This window comes from Collinsella aerofaciens (genome assembly GCF_015561195.1).
Taxonomy (GTDB): Bacteria; Actinomycetota; Coriobacteriia; order Coriobacteriales; family Coriobacteriaceae; genus Collinsella; species Collinsella aerofaciens_AC.
Genome location: NZ_JADMSU010000004.1, coordinates 104,981 through 130,103, shown reverse-complemented (window position 1 = coordinate 130,103; position 25,123 = coordinate 104,981). Strand labels below are relative to the sequence as shown.

The window sequence follows — 25,123 nt, the reverse complement described above, 5'->3', positions numbered from 1 at the left end:
TCTTCCCGTAACATGGTGTTACAGAAGCACCCCTTACGACAAGGAGGCTCATATGCGAAAGCAAATCCATGACAACCCAATCGACCACGGCCGCGCGTGCTCGCTCTCCCACGGAACATGGCGCCGCGTGGGCGCAAAACTCGCCTGCGTGGGGACCTGCGTGCTCATGGCCGGCCAGCTGCTGCTGCCGAGCGTGGCGCTCGCCGCCGACTGGGTCAACGTGGGCGGCACGCAGTACGACGCGGGCACCGCTGCCGGCGACGAGGCAGGAACCTGGTCCTGGGATGGCGCTAACGACATGAAGCTCAACGGCTACGATGGCGGCTCCATCGGCGCCAAGGGCAACCTCACCATCGGCGTGACGGGCACCAACACCGTCACGGCCGACGCCGGGCAGAGCGCCATTGCTGTTAAGAACGGTAACCTTGCCATTACCGGCGATGGCACCCTTAATGCGACGGCTCAGACCGATGTGATTGCGGCGGAAGGCGACGGCAATGCGGGTGGCGATGTGACCATCAGCGGCGCCAACGTCAACGTGACGGCTTCGGGCGCAGTGAACAGTGTGACGGGCATTCGCGCGACGGCCGGCAGCGTGACGATCGATAAGGGTGCCGATGTCAAAATCGAGGCAAAATCGGCGGAAGGATCTTGGCGTCCAACGGTGGGCACCTACGGTATCTTTGCCGATAACCTTCCCAGTAGACACGCTGCTCAGGAAGGCGAGCAGGAAGAACCGGATTATGTCTCCGTGCACGGGGGCGACGTCACGATCGATGCCGCCAACCTGTCGATCAAGACAGCCGATGCCTGGCAGGTTTCCGTGTGCATCAATACGGTCGGTATCAAAAAGAATACCCTCATGAAAATCGTCAACGGAGCCGATGTCGCGCTTTCCGCCGGCAGTGCGGCTTCGCTCTCGGCGGGCATCAGCGCGCGTTCGCAAAGCGGTGCGGTGTGGATGCTTGTCGAGAAGTCGAATCTTACGTCTCGAAGCCTGTCTGCTGCAAACGGCATCGATGCCGTCCGCAATCAAAGTTTTGGAATCATGGCAGAGGCAAACACCGGGTCGGAAACGCCTCGTATCAAGATTCGCAAATCGAAGATTGAGGCTTCGGGCGCGACTGCGGGAATCTATGCGATCAACTGCAACGACGCGACTGCGACGCTGTTCCGTGCTGCAATGATTGATTTGAGCTGGGGCGAGCCGCGCGGGAACGCGATGATTACGACTCCGACGGATGGTGCCGTGCGCGATGTGAAAAAGGTTGTTGATACGGGGAAATGGCCGAGCTCCCAGAACGGGCAGGTCGTCGGTGTTGCCGGTTCGTCTGCTATTACGGATATCGTCGGTTCTGCCGAGGTCGCCCATGATGTAGTGATTGATTTTGGAGACGGGCAGGAGCCGGAGCCGACACCGGAGCCCGAGCCGACACCGGAGCCCGATCCTATGCCCAATCCCGAGCAGAAGCCTGACCCCAAGCCCGTAGATAAGGACGCAAAGACCACCACGGCGGTTACCAAGACCGTTACGACCAAGACTGCCGCCGGCGCCAAAAGCGCTTCCGACGCCCTGGCCGCCACGGGCGATAGCGCCGCGATGGCGGCGGCAGCCCTCGGCATCGCCGGTGCGTCCGTCATCGGCGCCGGCTTCGTCGCGTCCAAGCGCCGCAACCGCTAGCGTAAGCTTTCATAGTCATTTTCAGCCGCCGCGTGGGCATAAATGCCCTTGCGGTGGCTCTTTGTATTTCCGCAGGTAGAGGCCTAGGTTCACATCTACGAACCTAGGCATACGGAGTCATTTGACACATCTTGGTGGTACAGGACCACCACAAAGGGGACAGGCACCTTTGTGGTGGTATGGCCCATCGACCAAGGAGGCCGTTATGAACGGAAGCCACTTTGATAAGCAAACTCAGCGTGAGCGTACCTGCTCGCTGGTTCACGATACCTGGCGTTGTGTGGGTGCCAAAATCGCGTGCGTCGGCGCGTGTGCGCTTATGGTCGGCCAGCTGCTGCTGCCGAGCGTGGCGCTGGCGAACGAATGCGCCGATCCCGCCGCTGGGACGGACGAGGTTGCCGCGGCTCCGGTGACGCCGGCGGTTGCGGAGGATGCGGCTGCGACGACCGCACCAGCTGCTTCGACCGCGCCTGCAACCGATGCTGCCCCGACGGTACAAACCGTCGCTGAACCTCAGCAGACGACTCCGGCTGGCACCGCCGATGAATCTAGCGATGCGGCACCCGCTGAGCAAAACACTCTCAGCGATAACGCCGCCACGCCGGCGAATGACGCCATCATGCCCTGCGGTGTGACCGATGTTGTTGGCGGCAGCGGCGTTAGGGTCAATATTACGGTGCGGAACAATTACACCGACATCAAGAAAGAAGAAACGATTGAGTATGTGAAGGGGATTGCCCTTGTAGATGGAGACCAGTCTGCTCTCGATGGTAGCGCTTTGACTTTTATCGGCCTGGGGGACTTGATCGTCCATGCGGCGTATGACAGTGCGAGCAATGAAACAACGCTTACCCTGGATATCAGCAAGATTCAGAGACAGAAGGAGGAACAGAAGTACTTTACGGAGTACAAGGAGAATAAGTCCAAGATGACGACCACCTATGATGGATCCAAGCTTACGTATACGGGTACAGAGCCCGGGAATATCATCATCGGTGATCCGGACGACGCCTTTAAAGGAGACACCGAGGCGACCGGGAAACCCACTATTAACGAGATCCGGGATGACTACTACACCCGCACCCATGTCTACGAGAGGGCGTGCCTTGTTATCCCGGCAGCGGAATCAGAATCGGAATCCATCTCCTTTGCCAATGTTCAGAATACGAACTTCAATTGGCAGCTGGATACTGGTCCGCAGGCGACGGCAGGTGTCCCTAACTACGATGCAGATAAATACGAAATCGCTTATGAATGCTGGCAGGAATTTGAAAACAACGAACCCATTGCTGCCTGGTATTCCGATAACGGCTCACATGGTTCCCTGCCGACTATTACAAAGTTTAAAAGCGGGAAAGAGTACGTGTATTCTCTTATGCTGAAGCCAAAAGACGGATATTCCTTCAGCGATGAAACCGTTGTTACCGTAAACGGGGAAACCGTAAAGTCGAGTCTAAGCGGAGAATTCCTGTATGTCCCTGCTATTAAAACAATTACGATGCCTGCTTCGTCGGAAAACGAAGCCCTCCATAACCTGAACGTCAACGACGTGAAGACCGACTACGCGCCCGGTGAGGCGCCGCGCGCGACCGCGACGATCCCCGCTGCCGACGCCGATAAGTACGAGATCGCCTATGAGTGCTGGGAAGAGATGGATGGCAGCGACCCTGCGGAGCTCAAGCCCGTTGCCTTCTGGTATTCCGACCCCGCAAAGTACACGCCGGGCATGAAGAAGATTGACCACTTCGAGGAGGGCAAGTTCTACATGTATTCCGTCGAGCTGAGGCTCAAGGGCGACAATACCGTGGCTGATGACTGCGAAATGAACGTCAACGGCCGTTGGGTGCACCACATTAAGACCGTCAACGGTGTCTTCGCGCCAAACGCTGTCAATATGCTGTGCGAGCAGCCGATTGACGAATGGCGTGCCATCGACGTTATCGAGGTTAACGGCGCCACGACCACCTTCAAGGCGGGCGATAGGCCGGTCTTTACGGCGAATGTTCCGACGGGTTCCAACTCCCTTCCTCAGTGTGAGTTCTGGACGGGCAGCGACGGCAGCGAAGTGAACTCCGTGGATTTCTGGGATCAGAACATTACGAACCACATCGACGCCTTTAAGCCTGGCGTGACCTATCGCTACGGCATCTACCTCAAGTCCGCGCGCGGCTTCTACTTCACGTCCGACACCAAGCTGGTGATCAACGGCCAGGAGTGCGGCTACCAGGTCGCGGATAGCGTATCCGATGAGGACAGCGGTTGGATCTACACTCTGTGGCTCAACACCGATTTGACCTTTACGCCCGAGGCCACGCCGACTCCCGATCCGCAGCCTACGCCTGATCCCAAGCCGATGCCGCAGCCTGGGGTGAAGCCCGAGACCAAGCCCGAGGTGAAGCCCGAGACCAAGCCCGCGGCCAAGCCGGCCACGACAACCGCCACGACCAAGACGGTTGAGAAAACCACGCAGGCCAAGAAGGGCGATGCTGCTCTGGTGGCCACGGGGGACACCACCGCGATGACGGTCGTCGCCCTAGGCATTGCCGGCGCAACCGTAGCCGCCGCCGGCCTCGCCGCGACCAAGCGCCGCAAGCGCTAGGCTTTTGGTGGCAGCGCCCATTCTCGGCTTTTACAAAATCTCAATCTGTAACACCAAACTGCCCAAAACGGCTCTAGATGTTACAGATTGAGATGAACCGAATGGCCGCCAATCTAATGTCTCGATCCGTAACACCAAGCGGGATATTTGGTTTCTAACTGTTACAGATCGAGACAAACTGGCCGGCCAAGTCCAGAACCGTCACAAAGGTGCCTGTCCCCTTTGTGGCGGTTTGCGCAGGTAGAACGGTAGGTTCGTATATATGAACCTACCGTTCGCTTTGTTTTTGGACGACGATTACGCTGGATGACTTTTGGTTTGCAGGAAAGGAACGACCATGAGGTGGACTACTGTTCGAGCGCTTTGCCGCCGCCTGACCATTGCCGCGGTGACCCTCACCATGGTGACGGGCTCGTTGCCTGTGGGCGCATTTGCTGAGGTGCTCACCACCGATAGCACCTTTGTGCAGACGGATGTCGACCAAGTAGACGATGCCGACCCCGACGCCGCCGCGCCCGATGCCGACCCCGCCGACCCCGCGCCCGATGCCGGCGCTGCCGACCCCACAGTGCTCGATACCGGTGACGCCCCTACGCCCCCGGCCTCCGAGATTGCATCGGCGGCGGGCCTGACGGGCGCCGGACAGACCGAGAGCACACCTGCGGGTACGCTTGCCACCGATCTTGTCGAGGGCAAGGAGCTCGCCGAGCAGCAAAAGCAAGAGGAGGCTTCCGGCACCGAGGCGACCTGGAACGAGGAACTTGAACTCTGGGCAACCTCGAAGGGCGCCACGGGCGTAAAGGACGAATACGACGATGGCTACGTGGCCGGCGAGCAGACCCCCGCGCAGTACTACTTCTCGATTGATAGCCTCACCAACGAAATTTCTATCGAGTATGGCGACGCGGGCATTACCACGTTGGAGGTGCCCTCGACCATCGACGACAAAAATGTCGTAAGCCTTACGGGTGTGGGAAGCGCTGCGCTCACATCGATCACCTTCGCTTCGAATTCGCATGTCCGCTCGGTTGGCGGCCTGGGCGGCAGCAGCATCAAAGAGATCGCACTGCCCGATTCGGTCGAGGAGCTCGGGAGCTATGCATTCTACAAATGCAAGACGCTCCAAACGGTAACCTGGCCCAACAACGCGGCCTTTACCACGATTCCCGAGCAGGCCTTTAAGGAATGCGAACAGCTTGACGACAATGTGGTGGCAACGCTGCCGCCTTCGGTCAAAACTATCGCCTATCTTGCATTCGCCTATTGCGGCGTGCCGCAGTTCTATGTCTCGGACACAACAGTGCTCACCTTTACGGAAATCAACGTGCCGGGTACCGTGGAGAGAATCGAGAGCTATGCCTTTAATGGTTGCTCGCACGTGTCGTCGGTGACGATCGGCGATGGCGTCAAATCTATCGGGGCGCTCGCGTTCGCCTCTCTTGATCCTGCGATTGCTGGCAAAGAGATTGTGCTACCCAAAAGCGTGGAAATGATAGAGTGGGGAGCTTTTGAGAACACGAGATACGGAAACGAGACGAACCATAATGCCGTTGCCCTGCGCGTGATGAACCCCGATCTTCAGTTTGGTGAGGCGGGCTATCCGGGCGACTATAATGAGCGCGTGACAATCGATGGCGTAACGTATGCGATTCCCTTTAGTGAAGGCCAGACCATCTATGCCTATGCGACCGATTCGGCTGGCAACCCCTCGATGGTCAAAAAGCTTGCCGATGCCGTGGCCGATCGCAAGGACTCCGTCGATTCCTCGAGGCCTGCCTACACGTTTGAGTGGATGGGCGAGGCGGCCCAGGTGACGGGCAAACTTCCCCAGAGCGCGACGGCTACACTCGTGCAGGCGGGGCAGTCCACGCCGCTGGCGGTTGGCGATGACGGCAGCTTTACAGCGGACGCTCTCTCCAAGACAGCAGCCACCCTGCGCATTTCGCTCAGCGGTTACTATGACATGGTGCTGGCGCGCCCGGGCGACCAGATGACGGGCACATGGAATATCGGAGAGATTAAGGCGGAGGACTTTACCAAGATTCCGACTTCGCGCGCGATTGAACTCAATGTGGCCTATCTCGAACCGGTCGCAGGCCAGGATAAGACCGAACGCATTGAGCTCGATAGTCTCGATGACATCGATCTGACGGTGAAGAGCGGCGGCAAGACGCTTAAGCCTGCCAAGGGTGACAAGGAAAACGACTTCCGTATTCAGGGCACAGCGCTCGTGGTGTCGCAGGCCATTGCCGATGCGGACCAGGATCTGGAGATGACGCTCGAGCCCAAAGACAGCCTCAAGCTGGGTGGGGCGACGGCGACGGTGAAGCCCTCGGCCGGTAAGGTCGATATCGACTTGAAGCCTTGGGGTACGGCGACGGTCACGACCAAGGGCGACTACCAGGGAGCCAACCGCGTGCTGGTGTTCCGTACGTCCGACGGCAAGCTAGTCGCCGACGGTGTCACCTATCTGATGGGCTACGAAGACGATGGCACCACGCCCATCATGAAGGCCGAGACGCCGCGCCTTAAGGCCGGTTCGTACACCATCGTCGCCTTTAACAAGACGAGCTACGACATCCAAGCGACGAGCTATTCCACGTTTAGCCGCCTAGGGCTGACCGTGGGTAAGCATATCGCGCAAAAGCAAGTGAAGATTGAGGACGGCAAACAGCTCGACGTGACGCTCGACGTCCCCGCGTTTGACGTGGAGACGTATCGTGTCGAGCGCGGGCTGACGGCGGGCTCGGTTATCGCCGATTCGTCCGCGGTCGTTGGCGTGGAGACCGAGCTGCGCATTCATTACGAGCTCAAGGACAGCCAGACTGCCAAGATTGAGATTCCGCTGGCCAAGGATGCCGTCGAGGATGTGTCCGCAGGCTCTCGCGACCCCGGTGATAGCTCCCGTACATGGTGGACTGACGCGACGTGGAAGGGCGACAACCTCGTTCTCGATATGAAGAAGGGCAAGGGCGCCGATGTTTTTGTGCGCTTTAAGCCTAAGGCCGCGGGCATCTATGCCATCTCGCCGCTTATTACGCTGGGCGAGGTGACATTGCCGCTGGGAAGCACCACACTCGAGGTTAGTGGATCGCGCATCGAGGTCGACAGCACCGACGTTCACAGCCTGCTGGGCAATGTGGCCTACGTTTATGCGGCGCCCGGCAAAAGCGTGCAGCTTACCGTGGGCGCGGGCGCCTCGGCCGCAAAGTACACTGGCGAGACCAATAAACTCGGCCGTGCCAAGATTGAATACGACTTGCCGCAGGATACGCTTGCCGCCGAGCGCGTGACGCTCGAGGCTCGCGTGGGCTCGACCGATGTCGCCGCCGCTGCTGCCGAGGTAACGGCTCGCAATTATGTGCGCTATGTTCCGGGCGCTTCGGTCTGGAACTTTGATGTGACGTATCGTGGCGGTACGCAAAACTTGGTCAAGGACGGCAAGGACACCGGCAAGAGCCTGTGGACCTTCCATCATCTGCCACAAAAGAAGAACGCCTACTGGACCTTTGACATCACGCTCGAGGTGGGAAACGAAGAGGCCGCCGACACGCTCGACCTGTACGTGGACTGCGTGGATGGCAAGACGGTGACGATTCCTCTGACTCAAAAGTCGCGCGAGGGCACCCGTGCGCGCTATGTGGCGGAGTATGTGGACGAGGGTTACCTTAAGCTGCTCGACGAGTTTAACAAGGCGAATGACTCGACCTATGTGAACTGCGGCAACTTTGAGCAGATCTTTATGCCGCAGACCTACCGCATCTCCAATGCTCAGCTTATGACCATGCTGAGTTTTGACGCCAACGCTTCGGCCAAAAAGCATTCCGCTGCGGCCGAGGAGCGCCAGCAGGAGTTCTCGAATGCCGTGCAGCAGTGGCACGAGTATATGATGGATAACTCGTTTAATGATGTCGACCAGGCGTTTAACGACGCGATTGATCAGATGGTCGCCGATGCGTTTGCCGAGGAAGAGAAGGGCGGTAAAGAGGGCGAAGCTAGCAAGGAGGGCGAGGCCCAGGGCGGCGCTGCTCGCAAGGCCCGCCGTGCCCCTGCCGCCAGCGACGGCGAGGGTGATGATGCTGGCAACGACGAGGCCGCGCAGTTTGCGGCCGAGCTCAAGGCTGCGGTCGGCGGGTCATCGGCGCTGCTAACCCAGCAGGGCGACAGCTACGGCGTCAATGTGGACAAGATGATCTTTGAGGATGCTTACGGCACCAGCGAGGATTGGTATCAGGAACTCGCGGCGGCCCAGGGCGCGAACGCTGCGGATGCGGCCGCCATCAAGGAGCTCGTCGACCATGCATCGCGAGCGGAGTTTATTGCCCAGCAGGCCGAGGATCTGGTGGGCCAGTCGATGGGTATCGGCCGGCTCAACCAATACGGAAGCTGGAATGACGCAAGCGCTGCGGCGCTCAACAAGTGTGCGGGCATTAAGGCCAGCGAGTACAACGGCCAGTCGACGAGCGGGTTTAACGATTTGGGCCAGGCGCTCGGCAGCTCGCTGAGCTACAAGGCGGCTGACGACGATACCGTCAAGGGCTTTAAGGTCGCCGCGCCCGATGGCGAGCAGACGGCCTATATCGAGTCGGAGTTTATCGAGAACTCCAATAACAACAAGAACCAGGCGCTTCTGTTTAACTCGATCGCTATGCAGTGCGACATTCTGGACAACCTGTACGACAACTGGAATGTGGTCCATAGCCTCAATAACTCTACGATTCGCGGCTGGCTTATGGCTTGGAAGCGTAACGGCGACGTGAGCGCCCATATGAAGCTCATTCGCACGATCCGTTCGCTCAAGAGCTATAAGATTGAGTGCGAGATGTTCGGACAGGTCTTTAAGACCGATGCGTGGAAGGCGGCCGGCCAGGCGTTTCCCGCGGCGACCCAGGGCATCGGCATCTTTACCGGCATTTACGGCGTGAACGATGCCAGCAAGAACTGGGAGAACGTGAACGTCCGTATGCAGAAGGTGAAGGGCGAGCGCGAGGGCTATGAGCTTCAGCATACGCGCTTGCTTGCCAAGCCCGAGAAGACCGAGGACGACTGGAAGTGCATTTACGCGCTGCGCGACGCCATGGAGAAGGCGCGTGCGTTTGAGGACCTGCTGTATCGCCAGCTCTGCCACGACAGCACCGATGTGGCAGTGGGCTCCATTATGACAATCGCCGGCGTGCTGACGGCCGGTTCGGCGGGTACCGTGGTGGGCGCTGCCTATGACGCGGCTTCGACCAGCGTGGGTTCGGAGCGCGCGATTAAGCTGACCAATGCCGAATGCGCCTACGATGTTGCCTGCGAGCAGGTGGAGCGCGCGTGCCAGAATCGTATTACGGTTAACTGGGGCGAGCTGACCGATGCCGAGGTCTATAACGCCAACAAGGACGGCTTGATCTCGGACGAGAAGATGCAGTCGATTTTCGAGGCGCGTTATCGCAATGTGGCTGCCAAGGCTGCACCCGATCCTGCGGGCGTGGTGTACGAGGGCCTGCTGTCCAATACGGTTGAAGGCGCGACGGTTGAGCTGTGGAGCGCCGACGATGCGGCCGGTACCAATGCAGTGCGTTGGGATGCCGAGGAGTATGAGCAGGATAATCCGCTTGCGACGGGTGCGGACGGTGCGTACAACTGGAATACGCCGACCGGCTGGTATCAGGTGCGCGTGACCAAGGACGGGTATGAGGAGGCGCGTTCGGCTTGGCTGCGCGTGCCGCCGATTCAGACTGAGGTGAACATTGGTTTGGTGCCGACGGCGGCGCCCGAGGTGGCTTCGGCCCATGCCTATACCGATTGCATCGAGGTTGAGTTTGCGCAGTATATGGATGCGAGCGACGATGCCCTGGTCGCATTGTGCGCGCAGGGCTTGGGCGACGTGACGTATACGTGGCTCGACAAGCAGGACGATCCCAATGGCAAGCCGCTGTCGCGCGTGCTGCGTATTCGCTATGCCGATGCGCGTGAGGCGGGCTCGACGGTGGCGTTTGAGCTCGACGGTGCTCGCAACTACGCCGGCACGGCCATGGCGCGCTGGGCAAGTGGCGAGCTTGTCGTGGGCGTTCGTGCCGACAAGCTCAAGCTCAACGTGGAGCAGGCCGTGACCATGCTTGAGGGCAGTGACTTTGAGCTGGTGGCGCACGTGACCGATAAGACGGGCAAGCCGTTTGCGGGCGCCAAGGTTAGTGTTGGGCTGGAGTCCTCGGCTATCTGCTCTGTCGATGCCACCCAGGCCGTGACGGGCGAGGATGGCGCGGCGACGTTTGCGCTGCATGGTGCTCTGCCCGGTTTGACGATGTTGACGGCGGCGGTGGACGGCACGGCGCTGTCCAAGCAGGTCGACGTTCGCGTGTCTGCCGAGGCAGTGCGACCGGCGCGACCGGTGGCGACGATTGGTGCGACGACGTTTGGTGCATGGTCGCCCAAGGAGAACTACATTACGGTGCCCAAGGGCACGAAGCTGGAGCTTTCGGCCGAGGATGGCACGACGATTTGGTACACCACCAACGACACCTGCCCCTGCCGTGACGAAGGCCGCGTAAAGTACACCGAGCCTATTGCGCTCGATAGCAACATGTATGTGCGCATCGCGGCACAGCGCCCTGGCATGTCGTACAGCGAGTATTCCGAGCGTCTGAACATTACGATTACGGTGACCGATGAGGCGACACCCGAGCCCAAGCCGGAGCCCGGGCCGGAGCCCGAGCCCAAGCCGACGCCTGGCGGCGGCGAGCAGGGTAGCGGCGCGGATGGCTCTGGCGGTACCGGGGCTCCTGCGGGTGGTTCGACTTCGACGACGACCACAGTGACGACGGACAAGTCCAAGGGTAAGGGCGAGAACGGCAAGAAGTCCAGCGGCACGGAGCTCGCCAGCACGGGTGACTCCGCCGCGATGACGGTCGCCGCCCTGGGCATCGCCGGCGCAACTGTTGCCGCGGCAGGCATCGCTGCGACCAAGCGTCGCAAGCGCTAGGTTTTGGTGACGGCTTCCATCCTCGGCTTATGCAAAATCTCAATCTGTAACACCAAGCTGCCCAAAACGGCTCCAGGTGTTACAGATTGAGATGAACTGTTCAGCCGCTAACCTAATGTCTCGATCTGTAACACGTAGCGGGGAATTTGGTCTCTAACTGTTACAGATTGAGATAAAGAGGAGGCGGCTGGCGCAATATCTTGATCTGTAACAACTACGAGGCTCAACAGGGTCTAACTGTTACAGATTGAGACAAACGTCGGAATCGGTTCGCCGGCCAGGCCCCCAACCACCACAAAGGTGCCTGTCCCCATCGTGGTGGTTTGGGCGGTCGGCATAGAAAAAGTCCCCGACGGGCGTGTGCTCGACGGGGACTTTGCCGTTTGGTGGCTAGCGCTGCAGGTGATTACTCGCCCAGCAGGCTCTTGGTGATGGAAGCGGCGGCCTTCTTGCCGGCGCCCATCGCCAGAATGACCGTAGCGGCACCGGTGACGATGTCGCCGCCGGCCCAGATGCGGGGATCGGTGGTCTGGCCGGTCTCCTCGTCGGCGACGATGTAGCCCCACTTGTTGAGCTCCATCTTGCCGCCGATCTTGGCAGCGAAGGGGTTGGCGTTGGTGCCGATGGCGCTAATCGCGACGTCGCAGGGGATCTCCTCGATGGCGCCCTCGATGGCAACCGGACGACGGCGGCCGGACTCGTCGGGCTCGCCAAGCTCCATCTTCTGGACCTTGACGGCGCACACGGAGCCGTCCTCGCCAGCGACAAACTCGAGCGGGGAAACGAGCGGCAGGACCTCGACGCCCTCGGCCTTAGCGTGGTGCAGCTCGGCGCGACGGCAGGGCATCTCGTCCTCGGTACGACGGTAGGCGATGATGGCGTGCTCGGCGCCCAGGCGCTTGGCGGTACGGACGGCGTCCATAGCCACGTTGCCGCCACCAAAGACGACGACGTTCTTGCCGTGCTTGGTGGGGGTGTCGTACTCGGGGAACTTGTTGGCCTTCATCAGGTTCACGCGGGTGAGGTACTCGTTCGCGAAGAAGACGTTGGGCAGGTTCTCGCCGGGGACGTTGAGGAACTTGGGCAGGCCGGCGCCGGTCGCCACGTAGATGGCGTCGAAGCCCTGCTCGAACAGCTCCTCGGCCGTGGCCATGTTGCCCACGACGGAGTTGTACTCAAACTTAACGCCCATGTCCTCCAGGCCGTCAATCTCGCGCTTGACGACTGCCTTGGGCAGACGGAACTCGGGGATGCCGTAGACCAGCACGCCGCCGCCGGTGAAGAAAGCCTCGAAGACGGTGACGTCAAAGCCGTTACGGGCGAGCTCGCCGGCGCAGGTGATGCCGGACGGGCCGGAACCGACGACGGCGACCTTCTTGCCGTTCTTGGGGGCCATCTTGGGCGTGGAGGCGAGCTCGGGGCGGTCACCCAGGAAGCGCTCGAGCTGGCCGATGGCCACGGGCTCGGACTTCTTGCCGCGGATGCACTTGCCCTCGCACTGGTTCTCCTGCGGGCAGACGCGGCCGCAGATGGCGGGAAGCATGGAGTCCTCGCGGATGGTATCGAGAGCGCCGCCGAAGTCCTTCTCGCGGATCTGCTCGATAAAGCGGGGGATGTTGATGTTGACGGGGCAGCCCTCAACACAGAACGGCTTCTTGCAGTTGAGGCAGCGCTCGGCCTCGGCCAGCGCCATCTCCTCGGTGAAGCCCTTGTCGACGGGGCGGAAGTCGCAGGCGCGCTCGGCAGCCGGCTCCTCGTTATCGGGGGTGCGGGGCGACTTCATATCGGCAACGAAACGACCGTTAACTAGTGGCATGCGCAGCTCTTTTCCTCATAGGCCTTGAGGGACTCGCCCTCTTCGGAACGGTAAGCGGCCTGGCGGGCACGAAGGTCATCCCAGTCAACCAGGGTGGCATCGAAGTCGGGGCCGTCGACGCAAGCGAACTTGGTCACGCCGCCCACCTCGACGCGGCAGCAGCCGCACATACCGGTGCCGTCAACCATGATGGGGTTGAGCGACGCGGTGATGGGGGTGTCGTACTTCTGGGCGGTGAGGGTCGAGAACTTCATCATCGGAACGGGGCCGACGCAGAAGACCTGGCTCACGGCCTTGTCCTGCAGCAGGCGCTCCAGCGGAGCGGTGACAACGCCCTGCTCGCCGTAGGAGCCGTCGTCAGTGGTGATGTGGATGTGGTCCTCGTCGAGGAGCTCGCGGAACTGGTCCTCCATGAGCAGGAGGTCCTTGGTGCGGGCGCCCATGATGGCGTGCACCTCGTGGCCGGTCTCGACCAGGTGCTTGGCGACCGGGAAGGCAATTGCCAGGCCGACGCCGCCGCCAATGACGGCGCAGGGGCCCTCGGCCATCTCGGTGGGAACGCCCAGCGGGCCCACGACGTCGCGCAGCGACTCGCCGGCCTCGTAGGTGGACAGCATCTCGGTGGTCTTGCCGATCACCATGAAGATGAACTCGACCCAGCCCTCGTCACCGTTCCAGCCGGCCAGGGTAAACGGGACGCGCTCGCCCGTCTCGTTGGCGCGAACCATGAGGAACTGTCCAGCGTGCGCATGCTTGGCGATTGCGGGCGCCTCGATGCGGAACTTGAACACCTTCTCCGAGAACTGCGTCTTCTCCAGGATCTTATACATAGAACCCCTCTCTTGTTAGGGCTGCCGAACCGTGCCTCCACGGAAATGGACGGTAGCCCGAATAAAACCGTACGCGCACAGGCGTTGTGCAGACATACGGTGCAAATTATACCCTCATGGGCATGTCGCTTACGTGTGTCTTCGGCGGTTGGGAAAAGGGTTTATCCACTTCGTCCTACCGAATAGGGGCAGGTTTATTTTGGTCAGTTTTATCAGGTAAAACAGCAAAGGGGGCCGGCCTCGGGTTGTGATGAGGCCGGCCCCCTTTGGGGTGCTATGCGTGTATGGCGGCGCGCGGTTTATCGTGATGCCGCAACTGGGGCGTTTCCGCAGGTAAAACCTGCCAAAATAAACCTGTCCCTAAATGATAGGTTTTAGTGCTTGCCGTTGGCGGAGGCGGCGCCGTTGACATGGTCGCGGGCATAGACCACGCCGTGCACGATGGCGAGACCCGCGGCGTCGGCCGCGCGGGCACAGGTGTCCTGGAAATCCTCGGCCTCGCGGGCGCGCAGCTGCTTGAGCACGTAGTCGGCGACGGCCATCTTGCCGGGAGGGTTGCCGATGCCGGTGCGGATGCGGCTGAAGTCGCGGCTGCCCATCTTGTCGATGATGGAACGCAGGCCGTTGTGGCCAGCATGGCCACCGCCCACCTTAACACGCACGTCGCCGGCGGGAATATCGAGCTCGTCGTGGATTACGAGCAGCTCCTCGGCCTTGATTTTGTACTCGCGACAGAGCTTGGAGATGGGGCCGCCCGAGGTGTTCATGTACGACTGCGGCTTGACCAGCACAATCTGGCGCTTGCCGCCCTCTTCCTCGGGGTCGTTGATGTTGATGAGCGCGACCTCGGCGCCGGCCTGGTTTTTCCAGTACGTGACACCGGCCTGACGGGCCAACTCGTCGATCGCCTTAAAACCGGCGTTGTGGCGGGTCTCGGCATATTCCTCGCCCGGGTTGCCAAGCCCGGCAACCATGCGAATCTTAAGCGGCTGTGCAGCTGCCATGTTCATCCTTTCGTTGATTTGTCGCCTGCTATGGTGAGCGACCCTGTTGCCGCTGTCAAATGGAGGGTAATTGAGGGCGTTTGGGCGCGTTTGGACGGCCGTCGAAATTAGAGGTGGACAGTTAGTTCAGATACGTATAAGTTCTGAAGACTCGAATCGTTCAATTCAATGCCGATACGTTGTTTTGGAGCCTTAGTTAGTCCATATGGCGCTGTTTTGAAGTCTACCCTGCCTTCAAATAGGGCGAATGGTATAGAGATAGCTGCAAAACAGTCTAATTCAATGCGTCCATTTATACGTATTTGAACTAACTGCCCAGCCCTGCTCGACGGCGCACGGGTGATTCGCCGTTTAGACCGGCGCGAGGCCGGTTCCGGCCCGCAGAGCGTTGAGCCAAGCGGCCTGACGCTTGCGATAGCCCTTGATACGGTACCGGAATCGGACTCCTGCGAGTCGATGCATCGTTTGGGCGAAGGCTTCGAGTGCAACAAGGTCTTTCATTTGGTCGCGATTGATAACCAGGACGTGGATGCCCATGGCCTTGAGGCCATTATTTCGATTGCCATCGTGGATGCGAGCGTTTTGAAGTTCATGCCCAATTCCGTTGTATTCGTTGTCGACTCCGGCTGCCGGGCAATATAGGTCGCAGATGGCATAGGGGATGCCCGAGGACATGTTGACCGCAAGAGTGTCGAAGTCGATTCGATGGTTGAGTAGCAGGCCTCCCATGGGCAGGCTGCAACATCCGAATCCGCCAAAGCGCATGGGCGCTCCGAGAACGGCAAACATTAGGGATTCGGCTGGGGATGCGGATCCAGCCCGGGCGAGTTTGACTGCCGTGCGAAACGAGGCGTATGAGCTACTTTTGGCGAACCGTGCGACCGCCTCGAGCTCTTCGATGGTCGTGGCGGGCTCGCATTTGTAGTGTGCCTGTTCATAGCGGGTTTCGTTCTGTTGTTCGGCCGCCGACTGGTTGCCCAGGCAATCAAGATCGCTCGTCGCTTCGTAGCCATCGCCCTTGGGCCAGATGTCGTCATGGGCAATGGGGTAGGTTGCCCCGGGAGGAAGGGAGTAAGTTCCGACCAGTTCCATGAGAAGCATCAAGGTTTTGGCGACTGATTCATTTTTAGAACAAAGCATGGCTGTCATGGCAGGAGACGTTGCGTAGATGTCGGCCTCGACGTGCATAATTGCACCTTCAGGAAGCGGAGCGGAGAGAATATGCTGAAGAAGTCGCTTGTCGGGGCGTCGGTTGCCTTCGTTTGAAACGAGAAGATCGAGCAGCTCGGAATCATCTTCATTCCAGGCGTCGAGTATCGAAAGTGCGCCAAAGTCTATCGCGTCATTATTGGGAATGCAGCTAGCCAAGGCCTGTGCTTGCTGTTCACTATCAATGGAGCTCCAGGGTGGGGCAGAGTACGCCCGTCGTGCGCGACGAATTGCGCGGAGGGCGGAGAAATGTGAAATCACGGTCGTCATAGCTATAACGTACTAAGTTGGCGGCAGAATGCGACCGCCATACCGTTCTTTTCGCTCAGCGGGGTGCTGGGCGCCATGAACGGCCGGGTGTTAGGAAATCGGTGGAATCGGTTGAGGGGATTGCAGGAAATTGAGCTCTGCCGAGAAGGTTGACGATGGCTACTGGACAGTTAGTTCAGATACGTATAAGGCGGCGGGCGTTCGAGGTGTTTCTAAGGGCCTCCGAGGGCGATTTGAAGATAATATATGCGGCGGTTGTACTCGAAGACGATGAGCTTCGGGCGGCATGGCATCCGCCGGGGAGCTCAGAAGGCTCCGAACGGACCTTTGGAGCTTTAAAAAATACGTATCTGAACTAACTGTCCAGGGCGGATTAGCGAGGAATAGAAAAAGGGTCGGAAGCGAGCTTCCGACCCTTTAAAAACATCAAAGATGATGCGATACGCGGCAGGCTACAGCGCGAAGTCGCCGCCGACGAGCGTGGAGACGGGCTCCTCGTGGTAAACGGCGGAGATGGCCTGAGCGAACTCCTCGGCGACCGAGATAGTTTTGATCTTGCCGCCGACCTCGACGGGGATGGCGTCGGTGACGACGCACTCGACGATGGGGGCATCGTTCAGGCGCTCGATGGCCGGACCGGAGAAGATGCCGTGGGTGGCGCAGACGTAGATGTCGCCGGCGCCCATAGCCTTGAGCTCCTTGACGTTGGCGCACAGGGTGCCAGCGGTGTCGATCATGTCGTCGTTGATGATGCAGGTCTTGCCCTTGATGTCACCGATGATGCCCATGACCTCGGCGGCGTTGTGGCGCGGACGGCCCTTGTGGGCGATGGCCAGGTCGCAGCCGAGCATGTCGGACAGCTTCTTGGCGGCCTTGGCACGACCCACGTCGGGGGAGACGACGACCAGGTTGTCGGTGTCGAAGTGCATGTCGTTGTAGTACTGGCCAAACAGCGGCAGCGCGGACAGGTGGTTAACCGGGATATCGAAGAAGCCCTGGATCTGACCCTGGTGCAGGTCGAGGGTGATGATGCGGTTGACGCCGGCACGCTCGAGCAGGTTGGCGACGAGGCGGGCGGTGATGGGCTCGCGCGGGCCGGCCTTGCGGTCCTGGCGGGCATAGCCGTAGTGGGTGATAACGGCGGTGATGGAGCGGGCGGATGCGCGCTTGGCAGCGTCGGTGGCGATGAGCAGCTCCATGAGCATGTCGTTGACGTTGCCGCCGGCCACGGACTGAATCAGGAAGACGTCGGCGCCGCGGACGGTCTCGTCGTAGCGGGCGTAAATCTCACCATTGGCGAACTGCTTTAGCGTAAGGCCCGAAAGCTCGACCCCAAGGTACTCAGCAATCTTCTGAGCGAGGGGACGGTTGGAGGAACCGGAATACACGCGGATGGACTTGCGCATATTCTCCGACTTCTCGGGATCATTAATCGGCATTACCCTTCTCCTTTATACATAGAATGCCATATAGATGCCTTGTTGCATTGTAACCGCGCGGCGGGGTTTATCGGGTCCTGATAACGTCTTTACCGCCAACGGACACGAACCGACCACTCATCCGGTTGCGCAGGTCACGATAGAAAAAAGGAGCCGCCCCCCATGGAGCAGCTCCTTTTGTGCTTGGTAAAACGTTATACCTCGTCGTCCTCGTGCAGGCGGCGGCGATAATCGGCGGCCCAGCCCTCAATATTTACCTGACGGGCGCGGCCCAGACCAAGTGCGTCGGCCGGGACCGGCTCGGTGATGACGGAGCCGGCGGCCACGAGTGCACCGTCGCCGATCTGGGCGGGCGCGACCATCATGGTGTCGGAGCCAATGAAGGCGTCCTTGCCGATGACGGTCTTGTGCTTGTGCACGCCATCGTAGTTGCAGGTGATGGAGCCCGCGCCCACGTTGACGCCGGAGCCCATGGTGGTGTCGCCGATGTAGGACAGGTGCGGCACCTTGGAGCCCTCGCCGATCGTGGACTTCTTGATCTCCACGTGCGTGCCGGCCTTGGAGCCGTCGAGCATGTGGGTGCCCGGGCGCAGGTAGGCGCGCGGGCCGCAGTCGACGCCGTTCTCGATGACGGCCTCGATGGCGATGGTCTCATCGATGGTGCAGCCGCTGCCGACGGTGGTGTCGGTGAGGCGGCTGTTGGGGCCGAGCTGGCACTCCTCGCCCACGGTGACGTGGCCGATCAGGTGCGTCTGCGGCCAGACGACGGTGTCGCGGCCGATGGTGGCGTCGGGGCCGATCCAGGCCTGCGTGGGGTCGATGAAGGTAACGCCCTCGGCCATCCAGTGCTCGTTGATGCGGTCGCGCGCGATGGCGGTAAGCTGTGCGAGCTGGATGCGGCTGTTGACGCCCAGGCCGTCGCGGTAGTCGTCGCAGTGGAAGATGGAGACTGCCTGGCCGTGGCCCTTGAGGATCTCGAGCATGTCGGGCAGATAGTACTCGGACTGCGCGTTGTCGTTGCCGATCTCGTCGATGTGGGCGGCGAGCTGCGCGCCGTCGAAGGCGTAGCAGCCGGCGTTGCACTCCAGCAGTGTGGCGGCCTGCTCGGGCGTGCAGTCCTTCTGCTCGATGATGCGCTCGATCTGACCATCGGCGCCCAGCTTGATGCGGCCGTAGCCAAAAGGATCAGGCGGGGTCATGGTCATGACGGTGCAGGCGAGCTCGCCGGTGGCGACGGTTTGCGCGAACTTGGCGACGGTGTCGGCGGTGATGAGCGGCAGGTCGCCGTTGAGCACGACGACGGGGCCTTGCGTGATGCCACAGGCCTCGAGCGCGACCTTCACGGCATGACCGGTGCCCAGGCGCTCGGTCTGCTCGACGCACTCGACCTTGGTGGCGCTGTTGGCGTAGGCGCCGTCGATGAGGGCGCGCATCTCGTCGGCGTGGCTGCCGATGACAACCACGACGCGGCTGCAGCCGGCCTTGATGGTAGCGTCGACGATCCACTGGACCATGGGCTTACCCAGGATCTTGTGCGAAACCTTGCAGTGGTTCGACTTCATGCGGGTGCCCTCGCCGGCGGCGAGGATAATTGCAGTTGCGTCCATGTGATCTCCTGTTACGTTATAGAGACGTGTGTTTGGAAACGATACACGGCGCAATATGATACCGCAGGCATATGACGAGCGCGTAACGATTGGTTTGCGGCGGTTGAGGCTTGCGCCGCCGGCGTGGCGTTTGCACTGCTTGTGTGCGGCGTTGGCGGTGCTGCGGAGCTGTTGTTTGAGCGAGGGGACGGGGGTGCCCGTGGACAACATACGAGAGGAGTTTGGCGGCGAGCCCGTCGCGGCATTCTCGATGTCGCATCCGGCTGTGCCGGCACTCTATATAGTGCTGACGCTGGGGCTCACTATGTTCTCGATGCAGCCGGTACTGATTGCGCTGTCACTTGCGGGCGGGCTGGCGTATGGATTTGCGACGCGTGGGGCTGCCCGCACGCTGGGTGCACTTCGCTGGCAGCTGCCGGTGATTTTGATCGTTGCGGTGCTCAATCCGCTGTTTAGCGCCTTGGGCTCGACGGAGCTGTTCCGTATTGGCATGCGCGCGGTGTATCTGGAGAGCATGGTATACGGCCTGTGCATGGGCGGGCTGTTTGTGGCGAGCGTGTTGTGGTTTGAGGCCGCGGCATCGATGCTCGAATACGACAAGGTGCTTGCGCTGCTGGGCAATGCCGCACCGGTGATTGCGCTTATGATCTCGATGTGCATGAGGCTTATCCCGCAGTTTTTGCGCCGCGGTCGTACGGTGCTGGCGGTGCAGGATGCGATTGATGTGCCGGGCCGCGCGCCGGCCGACCCCGTGCGTTCGCGTTTGCGGGCATCGAGTGTGTTGATGGGCTGGGGCATGGAAGATTCGCTGGAGCGTGCGGACGCGATGCGCTCGCGCGGGTGGGGTGCCGCGACGCGTCGTACGACGTATGCGAGGTATCGACTGGGGCGCAGCGACATTGCCGCGCTGGTTGGGCTTGCGTTGTTTGGCGTGGCCACGGCGGCAGTGGCGTGGACCGCGACGACGCAGTATTCGTTTTATCCGCAGCTCTCGCTGCCGGCGCCGTGGCCGGGCTATGTCGTGTACGCTGCCTGGATGGTGCTGCCTTGTGCGTTGCATGCGATTGATGAGAAGAGGTTTGGCTGATGGCTCGGTTTGATAGGAGCTCGGCGGCGGGTGTGGCATATGGCTCGGCCGCGCCGGCGATTGAGGTGCGAGGCCTTAGTTTTGCCTATCCCGGGGCCGAGGCACCGGTGCTCGAGGGGCTTGATTGGCGTGTTTCCCAAGGTGCGTTTGCGTTGCTTGTTGGCGGTACCGGTTCGGGCAAGTCGACGCTGCTGTCGCTGCTCAAGCCCGAGATTTCGCCGGCGGGTACGCGCTCCGGCGAGCTGCGCGTGCTGGGCGAGAACGTTGCCGACATGGATGTGCGGGCATCGGCGGAGCGCGTGGGTTATGTGTTTCAGGATCCCGAGAACCAGATCGTGTGCGAAACCGTGTGGCACGAGATGGCGTTTGGCCTGGAAAACTTGGGCATGTCACGTGACGAGATGCGCCGCCGCGTAGCCGAGACCAGCTATTTCTTTGGGCTGGAAGATTGGCTTCACCGCGATACTGACACGCTTTCGGGTGGTCGCAAACAGTTGCTGTCGTTGGCGGCCGTTCTGACGCTACGCCCGCGCGTGCTGCTGCTCGACGAGCCCACGTCTCAGCTCGATCCCGTTGCCGAGAAGAATTTTCTGCACGCGCTGTTTCGCGTGAACCGTGAGCTGGGCTGCACGGTTGTTGTGGCGACGCATCAGCCGCGGCCGATGCTCGAGTATGCGACGTGTGCGTACCGGATTGAGGGCGGCCGCGTGCGCGAGGTGGCGGATATGGCTTCTTTGGGACGCCGAGAATCGCTGTTTTCCGATGACATGTTGGGGTGGGGTGCCATCCGATGTGCAAAAACAGGAGTATTCAGCAGGCGTGAGGACAGTTTGGGCTCTCTGGAGTCGCCCGTGGACGTATCGAGCGCGAAAAAAAGTTCGGAACCGGACAAATCGTCCGAATTTGTGGCGCAAACGTCGCTCAAGAACGGCTCGGAAGCCTTCCCGCGCACGGATGGAAGCAGAATACTCCAAAAAATGCACGCTGGGTCGGCTACCACCCTGGCAGGGAGCTGGTTTCGCTACGATCGCGCGGGTGGTTGGGTGCTGCGCGGGCTCGATGCGTCGTTTTCGGCTGGCGCGGTGCATGCGGTTGTTGGCGGTAACGGCTGCGGCAAGTCGACAATGCTTTCGGTGCTGGCGAAGACCGCCAAGCTGCAGCGCGGCCGCATGGTGCGCGGAGCGGCCTCGGCGGCGCTGCTGCCTCAGAATCCCAAGGCGTTGTTGGTTGCCGAGACGGTGCGCGACGAGCTGATGGAATGGGCTTCGACCTGCGGGTACGGCGAGGATATGGCGCGGGAGCGCGCGGTGAGTCTGGGGCTCGCGGGCTTAGGGGAACGCCACCCCTATGACCTTTCGGGCGGACAGCGCCAACTGCTTGCGTTGGCAAAGCTACTGCTAATCGGCCCCGAACTGCTATTGCTCGATGAGCCCACCAAGGGTCTGGACCTGGCCAGCCGCCGCATCATCGCCCGCGCCCTGCGCGACCATGCGCGGGCTGGCGGCACCGTCATCATGGCAACGCACGACCTGGATTTTGCCGAGCAGGTAGCCGACGACATCGCCATGATGTTTGACGGCGAGATTGCCTGTATGGAGCCGCCCGCCGACTTTTTTGCCGACAACGTGTTTTATAGGGCGTGATGGGATGACGGACTGTCGTTTCTCGCGCTTGCTTGCAAAACTGGAGATCCCGCTGCTGCTGGCAGTTCCTGCGGTGATGGCTGCGGCGTTGCTGGCAGGTATTGAGCAGGCGGCGCTTGCCATGCTTGTCGTGGTGGCACTGGTGCTTGCGCTGTTCTTTGCGGGTTACGAGGCGTCGCGCCCGGGCCTGCGCCAGATTATGCCCACGCTGGTGTTGGCGGCGTTGGCCGCGGCGGGGCGCATCTTGTTTGGCCCCATTCCCGACTTTAAACCGGTGAGCGCCATCGCCATTATCGCGGGGGCGACGCTTGGTCGCCGCAATGGTTTTATGGTTGGCGCGTTGGCAGCGCTGACCAGCAATTTCTTTTTTGGACAGGGCATGTGGACGCCGTGGCAGATGTATGCCTGGGGTCTGGTGGGCTATGTTGGCGGCGCGCTGGCGCATGCGGGTGCGTTCGACCGCGCCGACGGCACCGTGCGCATGCCAGCACTGCTGGCGTACGGCTTTGCGTCGGGCCTGCTCTATGGCGTCGTGATCAACGCGTATGACATCATTGGTTTTGTACAGCCGCTCACTTGGGCGGGTGCCGTGGCGCGTCTTGCCACGGCAGTGCCGTTCGATATTACGCACGGCCTTGCGACCTGCGTGTTTTTGGCCGCCTTGTACAAGCCTTGGCGCCGTCGCATTAACCGTGTCGTCGTGAAATACGGGCTGTAGGGCTGGTTGCGTCGGGGCGGGAATCAATACTGCTTCGGTGCCATTTTAAAACTATGCCGGTTTACGGGGCTAGATTGGCGCAGGCAGACCATGCCGGCTTTTTTGAAATAGAGCAAGCCGTTCACCTGCGGTTTTATTATCTCGGAATTGCGTATGGTTGGGGGTTCGCGATTCAGCCCCGTAAACCGGCATAGTTTTGGAATGGCCGGCTGATATGACGGGCATCGTGGCCCTCAGAGAGCCAAATTGATCCATTTTCTTCCGTCCCCAGATGTCCCCAGGGAATCAGTTGACGGCGCTTGCCACGAAACTGGCCCATCTACTACGTTTAGCTTGATACCCCCGACCATGACCGCGTTTTATGAAAAACCGCAGGCTTTCTACCTGCGGTTTTCTTTTTGCGTTGTTCGCTGTGGTTGAGGGTGGTGGCTTAAACGTAGTAGATGGGCGTGTTTCGTGGCGGATGGGTCACGCGGATACCCTCACGAGGCCCAAAATGATCCGTTTTCCTCCGTCCCCAGGGGATCAGTTGGGGCTAGAGCTCTAGCGTGAGGGTGACGGGGCAGTGGTCGCTGCCGAAGATGTCGCCGCGGATGCCGGTGTCGCGTACGTTGTCGGCGATTGCGTCGCTTACCAGGAAGTAGTCGATGCGCCAGCCGGCGTTGTTCTTGCGGGCATTAAAGCGATAGCTCCACCAGCTGTAGACGCCCTCGACGTCGGGGTTTGCCGTGCGCCAGGTATCGGTAAAGCCGGCGTTGAGTAGCTCGGTGAACTTGCCGCGCTCCTCGTCCGAAAAGCCCGCGTTGCCGCGGTTGGACTTGGGGTTCTTAAGGTCGATCTCCTCGTGCGCCACGTTAAAGTCGCCGCAGGTCACGACGGGTTTGCCGGTCTCGCGCTCGAGCGCGTTCAAAAAGCCGCGGTAAGCATCGTCCCAGGCCATGCGCACATCGATGCGGGCGAGTTCGTTTTGGGCGTTGGGCGTATAGACGTCGACAAACCAAAACTTGTCGAACTCGAGCGCGCAGACGCGGCCCTCGGTTACGGCTTGGGCGACGAGTGCGGCCGCCTCGCCTTCGCCGGCGTAGGGCAGCAACGCATCGGCGCGCAGCACGCGCAGCGGTTCCTGACGGCTAAAGACCGCAGTGCCCGAATAGCCTTTACGCTCGGCGTAGCTCCAGGTTTGGTGATAGCCGGGCAGGTCAATATCGACCTGGCCTTCTTGCAGCTTGGTCTCTTGCAGCGCCAGGATATCGACGTCGAGTTCTTGCGCGATCTGGATAAAGCTCGGGTCCTTTTTGAGCACGGCGCGCAGTCCGTTGACGTTCCACGAGGCGAAAGTGTAAGTCTGAGGCATGGTGTCCTTTCGACGGGGTTAGCAGGCTTAAGATTAGCGCAACAGGGGCGGGGTGGGCTCCGCGCATGCTGACTTAAAGGCCGCATGCTGGGACGTCGCCCAACGCTGCCCGACTAACAAGGACGGAGGACTCATATGACGCAGGCAATATCGGACCCCAGGCAGGCCTCCGCCGCGCTGGCGGAGCTGTTCAATACCCACGAGCGCGTGGTGTTCTTTGGCGGCGCTGGTGTTTCCACGGCAAGCGGCATTCCCGATTTTCGCAGCGTGGACGGCCTGTATCACCAGCAGTTTGCCTATCCGCCCGAGACCATGCTGTCGCACGGCTTTTACGAGACACATCCGGCGGAGTTCTTCGACTTTTACCGAACCAAGATGATCGCGCTTAACGCTAAGCCCAACCGCTGCCACACCAAGCTGGCCGAGCTGGAGCGCGTCGGCAAGCTTGATGCCGTGGTGACGCAAAACATCGACGGCTTGCATCAGATAGCGGGCTCGCAGCGCGTGTTTGAGTTGCACGGATCGGTCCATCGCAACATTTGCCAGTCGTGCGGAGCGGTCTATAGCGCCGAGTGGATTTGCTCGCGCGAGCACGAGGACGCCGCGGGCGTGCCCGTGTGCCCCGCGTGTGGTGGTCGCATCAAGCCCGATGTGGTGCTCTACGAAGAGCCGCTCGACGAGCATGTGTTGACCGGTGCCGTTGCCGCCATCGCCGCGGCCGATGCCCTCATTGTGGGCGGGACCTCACTCGTGGTGTATCCGGCGGCAGGCCTTACGCGATACTTTACCGGCGATACGCTGGCCATATGCAACCTTGCTCCCACCGATCAGGATGCAAATGCCGACCTGCTGATTTCTTGCGACATCGCGGCCGCGTTTGCGTTCTAGCCCGCGCGCGCGGA

At 60.7% G+C, this 25,123-nt stretch carries 15 protein-coding genes; 8 read left to right on the top strand and 7 right to left on the bottom strand.

Annotated features, from left to right (window positions below; all coding sequences use genetic code 11):
• Positions 1 to 52 precede the first annotated feature (52 nt).
• From I2H81_RS05555 to I2H81_RS05545, 3 genes are all read left to right on the top strand, one after another.
• Positions 53 to 1,681 carry a TonB N-terminal domain-containing protein gene (locus I2H81_RS05555; RefSeq protein WP_195644866.1) on the top strand — a complete coding sequence of 543 codons (1,629 nt, stop codon included), beginning with the start codon at positions 53 to 55 and terminating at the stop codon, positions 1,679 to 1,681.
• 205 nt (positions 1,682 to 1,886) lie between these two features.
• Positions 1,887 to 4,280, top strand: a complete 2,394-nt coding sequence (locus I2H81_RS05550) for a hypothetical protein (protein ID WP_195644865.1) — start codon at positions 1,887 to 1,889, stop codon at positions 4,278 to 4,280.
• Between the two features lie 337 nt (positions 4,281 to 4,617).
• Entirely contained in the window at positions 4,618 to 11,244 is a 6,627-nt protein-coding gene (locus I2H81_RS05545; RefSeq protein ID WP_195644864.1) for a leucine-rich repeat protein, read from the top strand.
• A 406-nt stretch (positions 11,245 to 11,650) separates the two neighbouring features.
• Here the strand turns inward: I2H81_RS05545 and gltA are convergent, their stop codons facing one another.
• From gltA to I2H81_RS05525, 4 genes are all read right to left on the bottom strand, one after another.
• Positions 11,651 to 13,060, bottom strand: coding sequence for an NADPH-dependent glutamate synthase (gltA, locus tag I2H81_RS05540; protein WP_117734771.1), 1,410 nt, complete (start codon positions 13,058 to 13,060; stop codon positions 11,651 to 11,653).
• Positions 13,051 to 13,890 (bottom strand): sulfide/dihydroorotate dehydrogenase-like FAD/NAD-binding protein, encoded by an 840-nt coding sequence (locus I2H81_RS05535; protein ID WP_006235793.1) that lies wholly within the window; start codon positions 13,888 to 13,890, stop codon positions 13,051 to 13,053. Before I2H81_RS05535 ends, gltA begins: the two co-directional genes overlap by 10 nt.
• A gap of 374 nt (positions 13,891 to 14,264) precedes the next feature.
• The gene (gene pth / locus I2H81_RS05530; RefSeq protein ID WP_006235792.1) at positions 14,265 to 14,894 is read right to left on the bottom strand and encodes an aminoacyl-tRNA hydrolase; all 630 of its coding nucleotides are present in this window, start codon (positions 14,892 to 14,894) and stop codon (positions 14,265 to 14,267) included.
• A gap of 351 nt (positions 14,895 to 15,245) precedes the next feature.
• The gene (locus tag I2H81_RS05525) at positions 15,246 to 16,262 is read right to left on the bottom strand and encodes an endonuclease domain-containing protein (protein ID WP_229108091.1); all 1,017 of its coding nucleotides are present in this window, start codon (positions 16,260 to 16,262) and stop codon (positions 15,246 to 15,248) included.
• A gap of 266 nt (positions 16,263 to 16,528) precedes the next feature.
• Here I2H81_RS05525 and I2H81_RS05520 point away from each other — a divergent pair, with 266 nt between their 5' ends.
• Positions 16,529 to 16,732, top strand: a complete 204-nt coding sequence (locus tag I2H81_RS05520; protein WP_195644862.1) for a hypothetical protein — start codon at positions 16,529 to 16,531, stop codon at positions 16,730 to 16,732.
• Between the two features lie 93 nt (positions 16,733 to 16,825).
• Here the strand turns inward: I2H81_RS05520 and I2H81_RS05515 are convergent, their stop codons facing one another.
• Together I2H81_RS05515 and glmU are read right to left on the bottom strand one after the other, a co-directional pair.
• A complete protein-coding gene (locus I2H81_RS05515) occupies positions 16,826 to 17,812 on the bottom strand; it encodes a ribose-phosphate diphosphokinase (protein WP_089573682.1) in 987 nt (328 codons plus the stop codon).
• Positions 17,813 to 18,006: 194 nt separating this feature from the next.
• On the bottom strand, positions 18,007 to 19,419 hold the full coding sequence (glmU, locus tag I2H81_RS05510) for a bifunctional UDP-N-acetylglucosamine diphosphorylase/glucosamine-1-phosphate N-acetyltransferase GlmU (RefSeq protein ID WP_117746192.1): 1,413 nt from the start codon (positions 19,417 to 19,419) through the stop codon (positions 18,007 to 18,009).
• Between the two features lie 199 nt (positions 19,420 to 19,618).
• Here glmU and I2H81_RS05505 point away from each other — a divergent pair, with 199 nt between their 5' ends.
• From I2H81_RS05505 to I2H81_RS05495, 3 genes are read left to right on the top strand one after another with little or no spacing between them, the layout of a single operon-like run.
• On the top strand, positions 19,619 to 20,506 hold the full coding sequence (locus I2H81_RS05505; protein WP_271817480.1) for an energy-coupling factor transporter transmembrane component T: 888 nt from the start codon (positions 19,619 to 19,621) through the stop codon (positions 20,504 to 20,506).
• Positions 20,506 to 22,149, top strand: coding sequence for an ABC transporter ATP-binding protein (locus I2H81_RS05500; protein ID WP_195644860.1), 1,644 nt, complete (start codon positions 20,506 to 20,508; stop codon positions 22,147 to 22,149). Before I2H81_RS05505 ends, I2H81_RS05500 begins: the two co-directional genes overlap by 1 nt.
• 4 nt (positions 22,150 to 22,153) lie before the next feature.
• A complete protein-coding gene (locus I2H81_RS05495; RefSeq protein WP_195644859.1) occupies positions 22,154 to 22,867 on the top strand; it encodes a DUF6580 family putative transport protein in 714 nt (237 codons plus the stop codon).
• Between the two features lie 535 nt (positions 22,868 to 23,402).
• Here I2H81_RS05495 and I2H81_RS05490 read toward each other — a convergent pair.
• Positions 23,403 to 24,221 (bottom strand): exodeoxyribonuclease III, encoded by an 819-nt coding sequence (locus tag I2H81_RS05490; RefSeq protein ID WP_195404239.1) that lies wholly within the window; start codon positions 24,219 to 24,221, stop codon positions 23,403 to 23,405.
• A gap of 135 nt (positions 24,222 to 24,356) precedes the next feature.
• Here I2H81_RS05490 and I2H81_RS05485 point away from each other — a divergent pair, with 135 nt between their 5' ends.
• A complete protein-coding gene (locus I2H81_RS05485) occupies positions 24,357 to 25,109 on the top strand; it encodes an NAD-dependent protein deacylase (RefSeq protein WP_195644858.1) in 753 nt (250 codons plus the stop codon).
• The last annotated feature ends 14 nt before the right edge of the window (positions 25,110 to 25,123 follow it).